The sequence below is a fragment of the Blautia sp. OM06-15AC genome (assembly GCF_003481425.1).
GTDB lineage: Bacteria > Bacillota > Clostridia > Lachnospirales > Lachnospiraceae > Fusicatenibacter > Fusicatenibacter saccharivorans.
The window spans coordinates 33,796-46,014 of record NZ_QULD01000015.1 but is presented as its reverse complement, the minus strand read 5'-3'; the positions used below and the strand labels follow the sequence as shown (position 1 = coordinate 46,014).

At 46.8% G+C, this 12,219-nt stretch carries 9 protein-coding genes; 7 read left to right on the top strand and 2 right to left on the bottom strand.

Annotated features, from left to right (window positions below; all coding sequences use genetic code 11):
- Positions 1-41 precede the first annotated feature (41 nt).
- The 5 genes from DXB83_RS15050 (at position 42) to DXB83_RS15030 (ending at position 6,746) form a co-directional block, all read left to right on the top strand.
- On the top strand, positions 42-1,886 hold the full coding sequence (locus DXB83_RS15050; RefSeq protein WP_117804602.1) for an ABC transporter substrate-binding protein: 1,845 nt from the start codon (positions 42-44) through the stop codon (positions 1,884-1,886).
- Positions 1,887-2,032: 146 nt separating this feature from the next.
- Positions 2,033-4,174 carry an ATP-binding protein gene (locus tag DXB83_RS15045; RefSeq protein WP_117804670.1) on the top strand — a complete coding sequence of 714 codons (2,142 nt, stop codon included), beginning with the start codon at positions 2,033-2,035 and terminating at the stop codon, positions 4,172-4,174.
- Between the two features lie 173 nt (positions 4,175-4,347).
- Positions 4,348-4,812 carry a MarR family winged helix-turn-helix transcriptional regulator gene (locus tag DXB83_RS15040; protein WP_022463031.1) on the top strand — a complete coding sequence of 155 codons (465 nt, stop codon included), beginning with the start codon at positions 4,348-4,350 and terminating at the stop codon, positions 4,810-4,812.
- A complete protein-coding gene (locus DXB83_RS15035) occupies positions 4,796-6,145 on the top strand; it encodes an MATE family efflux transporter (RefSeq protein WP_117804601.1) in 1,350 nt (449 codons plus the stop codon). The genes DXB83_RS15040 and DXB83_RS15035 overlap by 17 nt, the downstream gene beginning before the upstream one ends.
- A 163-nt stretch (positions 6,146-6,308) precedes the next feature.
- Positions 6,309-6,746: a MarR family winged helix-turn-helix transcriptional regulator gene (locus tag DXB83_RS15030; protein WP_022463033.1), complete on the top strand. Its 438-nt coding sequence runs from the start codon at positions 6,309-6,311 to the stop codon at positions 6,744-6,746.
- 90 nt (positions 6,747-6,836) lie between these two features.
- Here DXB83_RS15030 and DXB83_RS15025 read toward each other — a convergent pair whose 3' ends face one another.
- Positions 6,837-7,478: an endonuclease III domain-containing protein gene (locus DXB83_RS15025; RefSeq protein ID WP_022463034.1), complete on the bottom strand. Its 642-nt coding sequence runs from the start codon at positions 7,476-7,478 to the stop codon at positions 6,837-6,839.
- Between the two features lie 45 nt (positions 7,479-7,523).
- Complete coding sequence (locus DXB83_RS15020) at positions 7,524-8,399, bottom strand: AraC family transcriptional regulator (protein ID WP_022463035.1); 876 nt, start codon at positions 8,397-8,399, stop codon at positions 7,524-7,526.
- 167 nt (positions 8,400-8,566) lie between these two features.
- On the opposite strand from DXB83_RS15020, the gene DXB83_RS15015 reads away from it, so the two are divergent.
- Together DXB83_RS15015 and yicI are read left to right on the top strand one after the other, a co-directional pair.
- A complete protein-coding gene (locus DXB83_RS15015; protein ID WP_117804600.1) occupies positions 8,567-9,517 on the top strand; it encodes a phospho-N-acetylmuramoyl-pentapeptide-transferase in 951 nt (316 codons plus the stop codon).
- 303 nt (positions 9,518-9,820) lie between these two features.
- Entirely contained in the window at positions 9,821-12,139 is a 2,319-nt protein-coding gene (gene yicI, locus DXB83_RS15005; protein WP_117804598.1) for an alpha-xylosidase, read from the top strand.
- Positions 12,140-12,219: the final 80 nt, after the last annotated feature.

Below are 12,219 nucleotides of genomic sequence, written 5' to 3'. Positions count from 1 at the left end.
AATTAATGATTTTATCAGGAAAGAATGAGGAAAATACGAGGATGAAAAAGGCAAAACAATGTCTGACAGCATTACTGCCAGGTGTGCTTTTAGCAATTACTGTTTTGTCTGGCTGTGGACAATCTCAAAAAGCAGTATCTAAAAATGACGATCACCTTACCGTGTATCTGTGGGAAAATCGTTTAATGAAAAATATTGGACCCTATATCCATGAGCAGTTTCCAGATCAGGATATTGAGTTTATTACCGGTAACAATGATACCGATTTATATAGCTATTTTGAGGAACATGGTGAACTGCCGGATATCATAACCGTACGTCGATTTTCTGGAAAAGATGCACAGGATCTGGAGCCATATCTAATGGATTTTGCTTCTTATGACGTGGTTTCCAGGTATTACTCTTATGCATTGCAATATTATAAAAATTCAAAAAATGAGATTCAGTGGCTTCCTATCTGCGGTATACCGCAGACGATTATTGCCAACAAGACATTGTTTGAACAGTATGGAATCAAGATACCGAAAAACTATAAGGAATATGCACAGGCATGCCAGCAATTTTATGATAATGGTATAAAACCGTATTCCCTGGATCTTGCAGAAGACTGGTCTGCTCATGAGGTGATTCAGACAGGTGCAATTGGGGAATTCATGAGTCTGGATGGAATCGAATGGAGAAGCTCAGCTGAAAGTGCATCAGGGGATATCGCGTTTGATGATGCGTTATGGAAACGTATTTTTTCAGAAACCAATACATTTTTGAAGGACTCACATTTTACAAGTGATGATATCAGCGTCGATATTAATACTGCAACGCAGATGTTCCTTGTGGGAAAAGCAGCAATGTTTCATGGTTATCCGGCACTTATGCAGGAATTTCAGGAACAGATGGATGCAGAATTAACTCGTATACCGTTTTTTTCACAGATTTCGGATGAAGCTTTTATAAATATGACCCCTTCTCTGAATATTGCATTTAACAAAGAACTGGAAAAAGATCAGGAAAAACTGGACCTGGCATTCGATGTCCTGGAGTGTATGATTTCAAAAGAAGGACAAACATTGATCGCAGATGGAAAGGGTGTAATTTCATTAAATGTAGATGTTCCAAACATGATGGAAGATGTACCTGGACTGGAAGATGAAATTAATAATAATTCTGTTTATATCCGATATTCTGCTCAAAAATCATTTTATGCCAGTCTTGAGGCTGTTCACGGATTATTGTCAGGGGAAATGGATGAAACACAGGCTTATGATGCTTTTCGCAGCACAATGAACAGTAAGGATTCAAAAGAAGAAACCACAGTTAATTTTGAAAATGAATATTCCATTTCGCTAAATGATAAAAACGGTCGTGATGCGGCATCTTCTATTTTAACTACGATTAGAGAAGAAAAGGATGCTCAGCTGGCTTTGGCACCATATTATTATTTTACTTCCTCCATTTACAAAGGGGAGTGTACCTGCAGCCGGGTTGGTCTGATGACAGCAAAGAGTTCAGATACACCATTATACCTGGCAAAAATCAATGGCAAAGAGATTTATGAACTTGCGGAGAAATATCTTGCTGATTCTGATGAAAAATTCCATATAACCAATAAATATGAATTACCAATTGCATCCGGTATGAAAATAATCGTCAGGCAGGAGGAAAACGGATTCTCATTAAAGGACATAGAAGTAAATAAGAAAAAAATCGACAAAGAAAAGGAGTACTCTATTCTTCTTACAGAAACCACAATGTCTGTTTTGAAAAAAATAAATCCGGAATGTGAGATCAGGCGGCTTGGTAACACAACATTATCAAGTGCATGGACCGCAGCAATGGAAAACGGACAGCAGCCGTCAGCACCGGAAGATTATATAGAGGTTGAAAAATAAAAGTGGGAACAGAACAGGCGAAAACAAAAAGAAAAAAGATGATAGTACCATTGTTCTTTTTAATTCTTATCTTTTTAAACTTAATTTTTGTAAAGCTCCTTTTGAACAGGATGAACAGCTATATCGCAGAAAACGGGAAAAGCAGTATGGGAGCAGTTGTTGAACAGATACAGCAGACCTATGATCTGCAGGTGAATGGATACTACAGTCGGCTGCATATGCTTGAGGATTTTCTTACTCAAGAGGGAGTGAGATCTATTGAACTGGATAGAAACAAGAAGTTCTTTGAGGCATGGCAGAAAGAATCTGAAAGTACACTTATATTTCTCCAGGAAAATGGAAAGGCAATAACCACTGATGGAACAAAACTTCGGGTTGACATGCCAAGTAAACTTTTGTTGGATTTGAGGAACGGATATAATATTGGAAAATTGGTTTCTCTTGATTACAACCAGAAGAAAAAAGATGGTTATCTGGTTGCAATTCCATGTCAGGAATATACGATTAAGGGGGAAACTTATACGGCAATTGGAACCTTGTATGATCATTCAAAATTAGATTCCATGTTAAGTGTGAAAAGCTATAACGGGAATGCGTATCTGTTTATGCTGGATAACGACGGAAATATTACTTATACAAATCAGAAAGAAGATAAATTTTTCAGGAACTATTTCTTGTTAAAGCATTTAAAAGGAGATCAGGCTATCACTGAGGAAGAGGCTGATTCTCTTCAAAAAAAGCTGGATGGCAGAGAACAGGGGGTAGAACTTGTGGAAAGTGACAAACCTTACTATCTGGGATACTGTCCGATAGAAAATAATAACACCATGCTGATTTGTATTGTAGAAAAAAGTGTTGTAGATAATGTACTAAGAGACTATCAGAAAACAATAGTGTTTGAAACAATACTCATGGCAGGTTTTATACTTTTGCTTTTTGCCGGATTATTCTACAGTATTTCCAGACGCAGTCTTGCTGAGCAAAAAGCTGAATACGAAAAAAGAAATAATGAGATTCAGACGCAGGCAATGAAGGATATGGAGGAGTCCAATAAAAAACTGAAAAAAGCAAAGGACATTACAACGGAAGCCTTGCAGACCGCTGAAAATGCAAATAAGGCGAAAACGGATTTCCTGTCCAATATGTCACATGATATTCGTACACCAATGAATGCAATTATCGGCATGACATCATTGATCAGACATGATGCCGGTAATAAAGCGAAAGTAATAGAGTATGCAGATAAAATAGACATTTCATCACAGCATCTGTTAGGAATCATTAATAATGTTCTGGATATGAGCAAAATTGAGGCAGGAAAAACAGTTTTTAAGTATACCGATTTTTCCATCTTGGATTTTATTACAGAACTCAATACCATATTCCATTCACAGATAGACGAAAAAAATCAGACTCTTACAATCATAAAAGAAAACATCCGGCACGAGTGGGTGAACGGAGATCAGGTTCATCTGATGCAGATTTTCAGCAACTTGGTTTCTAATGCAGTGAAGTACACGCAGGAAGGTGGAAAAATTCAGTTTCTGGTAGAAGAATGTGAGACAAAGTCATCTGTCTACGCAAAGTACCGTTTCTTGGTCAGCGATAATGGCATGGGAATGTCGGCAGATTTCAAAGATACAATTTTTGATGCTTTTACTCGTGCTGAAAGTTCTATGACGAATAAGATACAGGGAACTGGTCTTGGAATGGCTATTACCAAAAATCTGGTTGAAGCAATGGGAGGCACCATTGATGTGGAGAGTGAACTGGGCCAGGGAAGCTGTTTTGAGGTTCTTATAGATCTGAGAATAGCAGAAGATAGATTTGTTTCTTCAGCAGAACAGGCAGAAAAGGATGAACCGGCTGGCAATGTCCTGAAAGGAATGAGGTTTCTGTGTGCAGAGGACAATGAGCTGAATGCAGAAATCCTGATGGAATTGTTAAAGATTGAGGGTGCAGAGTGTACAATCTGTGAAAATGGTAAAAGGGTCTTAGAGGCATTTGAGCAGTCTGCTCCGGGGGATTATGACATGATCCTGATGGATGTGCAGATGCCGGTTATGAATGGTTATGAGGCAACAAAAGCAATCCGAAGAAGCTCCCATGAACTGGCAAAGACAATTCCAATCATTGCTATGACCGCCAATGCGTTTTCTGAGGATATCCAGCATTCTCTGGCAGCCGGTATGAATGCCCATGTTTCAAAACCGGTTGAGATGAAGGTACTGGAAAAGACGATCAGAAGCATAAAATCCGGCGGGGGGCACCGAAATGCAGCTCATTGAACAGTGACAAATGGATATGGAAAAGAGCTGATGAAAGAATCTGGCATTGCCAGAACTTTCAATCAGCTCTTTTTTATCATCAGTTCCCTCTTGACATTTTTTCATTTTCTGCTATACTTATCAAAAGTAATTACTAAAGATAACTAATTTTTAAACAGAAAGGAACCTTTTCCATGACACAGGAAAAATTAAAGCAGTTCCTGGATGCGTGTTTTGATGCAAAGCGTCTGATCGAGAAGCTCCCGGACCTGCCGGACGGTATGAAGCCGCGGCAGGTGCATGTGCTGGATGCGGTGAATGAGATTCAGAAAAAGCAGGGCTTCTGCCGCGTCAGCGACATCAGCAGCTATATGAACACAACGCTGCCGAGCATCACCAAGCTGGTGCAGGAACTGGAGGAGAGAAATCTTCTCGTGAAACAGGCGGATGAAAAAGATAAGCGCGTGATCAACCTGACACTGACCGAAGAGGGAAAAGAGTTTGTGGAACTCCGCGTGACGCACTTTCACGGGGAATGGGCATCCCGCCTGCCAGATCTGGACGACGCGGTGGTGGACGAATTTGTGCATGCAATCACACGGATGCAGGAAACGATGCCGGGAATAAAAGGAGTGAAAAACAATGGCAAAAGAAAATAAGAAAGAAGTATCGTTTGTAGAGGGACCGATTTTCCAGTCCCTGATCCGTTTTGCGCTGCCGGTGCTCGGCGCGCTGATTCTGCAGGCGGCTTACGGTGCGGTCGACCTTCTCGTGGTCGGCTGGTTCGGCGATGCGTCGAGTATTTCCGCTGTCGGAACCGGAAGCAACTTCATGCAGATGGTAACATTTATCATCACCAGCCTTGCGATGGGTTCGACCGTTATGATCGGCCAGCACATCGGCGAGGGCAAGCCGGATAAGGCCGGCAAAACCGTGGGAACCTCGATTGTTCTGTTCGCCATCATCGGTGTCGTCATGACGGTGATTCTGGAGCTGTTCGCAGGCCCGATCGCCAATATTTTACAGGTCCCGGCGGAGTCTTTTGACAAAACCGTCCTCTACCTGCGGATCTGTTCCGGCGGTATTCTGATCATCATCGCGTACAACGTCATCAGCAGCGTGCTTCGCGGAGTCGGTAATGCAAATCTGCCGCTTTTATTCGTCGGCATCGCCTGCGCAGCCAATATTGCCGGAGATCTGTTCTTCGTCGGTGTGCTGAAACTGGACGTTGCGGGAGCAGCGCTTGCGACGGTTCTGGCGCAGCTGATTTCTGTCATCGCCTCCATGGGTGTGTTGAAAAAAGGCAATCTGCCGATTGAATTCAAAAAAGAAGACTGCCGCATCGACCATGACGAGCTGAAGAAAGTCCTGAACGTCGGTGTGCCGATCGCGCTGCAGGAGACGACCGTACAGATTTCCTTCCTTGTGATCAACTCGATCATCAACGGCATGGGCCTTATGCCGTCCGCCGGATACGGTGTGGCGCAGAAGCTGACCTCATTCATCATGCTGATCCCGTCCTCTGTGATGCAGTCTGTGTCAGCATTCGTGGCACAGAACACCGGAGCCGGAAAGAAAGACCGCGCGTGGAAGGGCTTCCTCACCGCAATCGCAACGGGCTGCTCTCTTGGAGTTGTGATTTTCTGCATCGGTTTCTTCGGTGGAAGTGTCATCTCCAGAATCTTCACGAGCGATCCGGCCGTTATCGAGCAGAGCGCCGCTTACCTGCGCGGTTTCGCACCGGAATGTATTCTGACCTGTGTGCTGTTCAGCAGCATCGGATACTTCAACGGCCGCGGCATCAGCATCCCGGTTATGATCCAGGGAATCACCTCCGCCTGCCTGATCCGTATTCCGCTGGCGCTGTTCTTCTCACACCTGCCGAATACGAACCTGACCTTCGTCGGCATGTCCACCCCGATCACAACCGTATACGGCATCTGCTTTTTCATGATCTGCTTTGCACGGTTAAAGAAAAAAGGGCAGATGTAATTGAATCAAACATAACAGAACTGCCTGGGAAACGGCACGGAGTGATCCGCCGTTTCCCAGGCAGTTTTTGGTATTGTTTGTCCGGAACTTTTTTGATACAATACAGACAGAAAGAGCGGAACCCTGTTCAGAAGGGACAGAACAGACGGAAAGGGGAAGAGGAGTGGATAACAGAGAAATCATCAATGAGACACTGGTCCATCTGTTTCACGAGATACAAAAACTGGAAGAAGAGGCGATCATCACCGAGGATTTCAAGGATCTGACGAACAACGATATGCACATCATAGAAGCCGTCGGCCTGGAGGGCGGCAATATGTCATCGATCGCGGCAAAGCTCGACATCACGGTCGGATCGCTGACAACGTCGATGAACAGTCTGGTGAAAAAAGGCTACACCGAGCGGGAGCGCAGCGAGAAGGACCGCCGGATCGTCTACATCCACCTGACCGGAAAGGGACGGCAGGCATTCCATCATCACGCAAAATTCCACGAGCAGATGACGGATGCCGTGATGGCGGAACTCGGAGAAGAGGAAGTGCAGGTGCTCGGGAAAACGCTGAAAGCGCTGACGGACTTCTTTCGGTCATATAAAAAATAGAAACAAAAAGGCTTTTGCAGCCGGGACAGAATCAGAAAAATCTGTCCGGTATGCAAAAGCCTTTTTCGCATGGAAACGCATAGAAAAATGCTATTTTTCTACGCCGTTCTTCTCACAGATATCCGCGAGCACACACCGTTCACAGTGCGGTGTCGTCCTCGCAGTACAGACCTCGCGTCCGTGCTCCACAAACCGGTGGCAGAGCGAGCTTCCTTCTTCCGGCGGCACAATTTTCCAGAGTGCCATCTCCACCTTCTTCGGATCCTTGCAGTCATGCACGAGCCCGATGCGGTTGCACAGCCGGATGCAGTGCGTATCCGTCACAATCGCAGGCTTTTTGAATACATCGCCCATAATCAGGTTCGCACTTTTCCGTCCCACGCCCGGGAGCTTCAAAAGTGCGTTAAAGTCATCCGGCACCTGGCTGTGGTACTCGTCGCGCAGCATGCGCATGCAGGCGTTGATGTCGCGTGCCTTGCTCTTTCCAAGACCGCACGGCCGCACAATTTCCTCGATTTCCTCCGGTGTCGCGTTTGCCAGCGCATCGATATCAGGATACTTTGCGTAGAGATCCTCCACCACAACATTGACCCGCGCATCGGTGCACTGTGCGGCCAGGCGGACACTGACGAGCAGCTTCCACGCCTGGTCATAGTCAAGCGTACAGTCGGCGTCAGGATATTCTTGTTTCAAACGTTCAATGACGGCAAGCGCCAGTTCTTCTTTTGTCATCGTGTTAAACTCCCATTCTCAAAGATATAAAAACAGCGAAAGCTATCAGGATCCTTTCTCGCGTGCTGCCTTCCGAAGCTGCAGCGGCGTCGTGTGAAACCGCTCGCGGAAGAGGCGGTGAAACAGCTTATCGTTTGTAAAGCCATGCTTTTCCGCGAGCGTGCCGACCGGCAGATCCGTGGCGATCAGGTCGCGGTAGATGCGGGAAAGACGGTAGGAATTCAAGTATTCCAGATACGTCGTTTCCATGTTCTGGCGGAAGAAGCGGCAGAAATATTCCGGCTGCAGCGAGACAACATCGGCAGCCTCCTTCAGCGTAATCGGCCGCTGGTAATTTTCCTGCGTGTACGTCAGAATCGTATCGAGCCGTGTCTGCGTCCGGGAGCTCATCGGGTGGTGCGCAAGCGGGCTCTTCTCAGAAAATTTCGTGTAGAGCAGATCGAGAAACGTAAAAAGCTCCCGCTGGAACGTCAGCAGATAGCCGTCGGGCATTTCCTCATGAAGCTGCATCATCGAAAGCAGAAGACGCCGGAACTGGCTGATATTTTTCTGCACTTCCGGATTCGTACTGTCGTAGTCAATCGAGAACCAGAGCTGTGACGGATCAGGCAGATAGTTCGCAAGGAACGCATCCGGAATCTGCATCAGAATCGAGCGGTTTCCCGTGGACGGACAGCGCGCCGTGTGGATACGCCCGGAATTGATCAGCAGAAATTGCCCCGGAAGGACGGTCTTTGTGCGGTCCGAGAGCGTGACAATGGAGGAACCCTCCAGAATATAAATGATTTCCAGCGCGTCGTGCCAGTGCGGCGGCGAAAAACTGCCGAAATCGTCGGTTACACGAAATTCGATGCTGCGGTTCGGCTGCAGCGTGATGTGTTCCTGGCGTGTCTGGCGCGGCAGATGATCTTTGCGTGGCATAAAAAACTCCTTTTTTGTTCAACTTAGTGTATCACTATCTTATCACGAAACCCCCGAATTGGGTATAGCAATTTTTGTATGAAGTTGTTATAATAAATGAACACAAAGCCACGTCACATACGGCTTCGTGCAAACTCAATCTAAAGAAAAGTGAAGGAAGAAAACGTATGTATCAAGTATGGAGTAATTTTTTAAATCCCGGCCAGATCGCCATGCTGGGAATCGTGGTCACCTTTCTGCTGACCTTTCTGGCGTTAAAGCATCCATTTTCCTTTCTGCCGAGCGATCACGGCAGAGAATTTGCCGTAAACGGCGGCCTCTCCCGCGGAAAATTGCGCGGCGTCGGCCTCGTGATCGTCATCTGTTTCCTGATCGGAAGCGTATTGTTCCTGCCTCTTGGCGCCGAGTATGTGATCTACGCGATCCTGCTCGTCTGCATCATGCTGAGCGGCTACCTCGATGATGCATCCGAAACCCCGTGGAGCGATTACAAAAAAGGCGCGATTGACCTCGTCATCTCCATTGTGACCGTCATCACCTTTGTGAATTACAATTCCACCACGATCTGCTTCGGAAGCATGTCCCTTACCATTCCGAAAGTGGTCTACATAATCCTCGGCATCATCCTGATCTGGATTTCGATCAACGTTACAAACTGTTCCGACGGTGTCGACGGACTCTGCGCGAGCCTTTCCTGCGTGGTTATCTTCGCGTTCAGTATGATTTTCCACGATGTCCTTGGAAGCTTCACCGTAGCCAATTACCTGTTCGTGGCAGCGCTTCTCGCGTACCTGTATTTCAATACCTCGCCGAGCAGCATGCTGATGGGAGACGCCGGTTCGAGAGCACTTGGCTTCTACATCGCCATCCTTGCCATGCAGTCCCGCCATCCGTTCTTATATCTGCTGATGGCAGGCGTGATGATCGTCGACGGAGGAATCGGTCTTGTCAAAGTATTTTTACTCCGTTTCCTGAAAATCGCGATCCTCAAAAATACAAGAACACCGCTGCATGACCATGTCCGCCTGAAATACAAATGGTCCGACAGTCAGGTTGTGATCCGCTTTGTGATCCTGCAGATCCTGCTGGCAGTTGTTGCCTATCTGATTGTGGCATAAAGAAAAAACAAAAGAAGAAAGATGGGAGTGTGTCCCGGCAAAAGTAACTGGAAATGAAACAGGATACTTTTGCGGGACACACTCCCGTTTTGCATATTGGAACCAGAAAAAGGTTCAAACCGGAAAAAAGATAATATCGCCGTATTTTTTCACAGAATCCTCCCTGTTTTCGACAGGAAAAGTGTGGTAGGATAAAATTACCAAAAAACGTCAGCCTGAAACAGGAATTCTGTAAAAAATGATGAAAAGAGAGCGCTTTTCATCCTCTGTTTCGGGCGCATCAAATCAGGAGGTAATGAAAAGATGAAATTCACAGAAGGTTACTGGCTTCCGAGTGAAAAAGCAAATGCATCCCATGCAATGCAGGCTTATGAAGTAGAGCAGATCCCAGGCGGTATGCGTATCCTGGCTACCACCCGCCCGATCGAGCACAGAGGTATGACCCTGAACCTGCCGACCATCACCGTTGAGTTCGTGGCACACACACCGGATACCATCTCCATGGAAGCATGGCACTATGAAGCCTACGACAACAAAGTTCCGTCCTTCGACAAAACAGAGAGCGTATACGAGGACGTAACCGTTACCATCAACGACGATGAGGCAGTTCTCGACACCGGAAGCGTACTGGTACGCGTACAGAGAAAAGGAATCTTCGCTTACACCTTCGAGGCAGACGGAAAAGTCCTGACCGGAAGCGGATTCCGCAACCTTTCCTATATCAGATGGGATCGCAAGCAGAGCACCATGCTGCCGGCACCGAACTACATGACCGAAAAATATCAGCCATACATGGTAAGTGAGCTGTCCCTTGGCGTAGGTGAGTGCGTATACGGCCTTGGCGAGAGATTCACCCCATTCGTGAAAAACGGACAGGTTGTCGATACCTGGAATGAAGACGGCGGTACTGCATCCGAGATCGGATACAAATGCGTACCATTCTATATGACAAACAACGGCTACGGTATTCTCGTTGACAGCACCGACAACGTTTCCTTCGAAGTAGCAAGCGAAAAAGTTGAGTATGTCGGCTTCTCCGTACCGGGCGAGAGAATCAAATATTATCTGTTCCACGGCCCGTCACCGAAGAAGATCATGAACGAGTACACCGCACTGACCGGACGTCCGGCACTTCCTCCGGCATGGTCCTTTGGTCTGTGGCTGTCCACATCCTTTACCACAAACTACGACGAAGAGACTACCACATCCTTCATCGAGGGAATGGAAAAGAGAAATATTCCGCTGAGCGTTTTCCACTTCGACTGCTTCTGGATGCACGAATTCCACTGGTGCGATTTTGAGTGGGACAAGAAATGCTTCCCGGATATCCGCGCAACCTTAAAGAAATATCACGACAAAGGTCTTCACATCTGTGCATGGATCAACCCGTATATTGCACAGGGAACCACATTCTTCAAAGAAGGCGCTGCAAACGGCTATCTGCTGCAGAGAGCAGACGGAAAAGGCGTATGGCAGACCGACAACTGGCAGGCAGGTATGGGCCTTGTGGACTTTACCAACCCGGATGCGGTCAAATGGTATACCGATAAACTGAGAACTGTTCTGGACTGTGGCGTAGACTGCTTCAAGACCGACTTCGGCGAGAGAATCCCGGTTGACGTTGTTTACCACGACGGAAGCGATCCGCAGGCAATGCACAACTACTATACATACCTGTACAACCAGGCAGTATTCAATCTGTTAAAAGAAGTAAAAGGCGAGAACGAGGCAGTTCTGTTTGCAAGAAGTGCAACAGCAGGAAGCCAGAAATTCCCGGTACACTGGGGCGGCGACTGCTCTGCAAACTATCCGTCCATGGCAGAAACCCTGCGCGGCGGTCTTTCCTTCGCGATGAGCGGCTTCTCCTTCTGGAGCCATGATATCTCCGGATTCGAGAGCACCGCAACACCGGATCTGTACAAGAGATGGTGCGCATTTGGACTGATGTCCACCCACAGCCGTCTGCACGGATCCACAAGCTACCGTGTGCCGTGGCTGTTCGACGAAGAGTCCTGCGACGTAGTAAAATTCTTCACCAACCTGAAATGCTCGCTGATGCCGTACATTTTCCAGAAATCTGTAGAGGCACACGAGGAAGGAACCCCGGTAATGCGCCCGATGGTATTCGAGTTCATGAACGACCCGGCCGTTCCGTATCTGGATCAGCAGTACATGTTAGGTGATGCCCTTATGGTTGCACCGGTATTCCGCGAGGATAAAGTTGCACAGTACTACCTGCCGGAAGGCACCTGGACTGAGCTTCTGACCGGCGAGACAAAAGAGGGCGGCAGATGGTATCAGGGAACCTACGACTACTTCTCCATGCCGCTGTATGTAAGAGAGAACAGCATCGTAGTAAGAGGAAACTGCGACACCAGACCGGATTACGACTACGATGACCACGCAACTGTTTGCGTATATCAGTTAAAAGACGCAGCCGAGACAAAGGTTTCGGATATCCACGGAAACACCGTATTCACCGTGAAAGCAGTTAAAGACGGCGATGCAGTGAAAGTGTCCGTAGAAGGCGCACATACCGAACTGAAAGTAGAAGTCTTCGTCGGAAATGAAAAGAAAGAAGCTGTTCTGGCAGCAGATGCAAGCGAAGTTGTTGTTGCATAAACATCGGAATGTAAGAATATAGGGGAGGGAGAGGCACGGAAAAGAAAATTTTTCTGTGACCTCTCCTTTCAAAAAGGAGG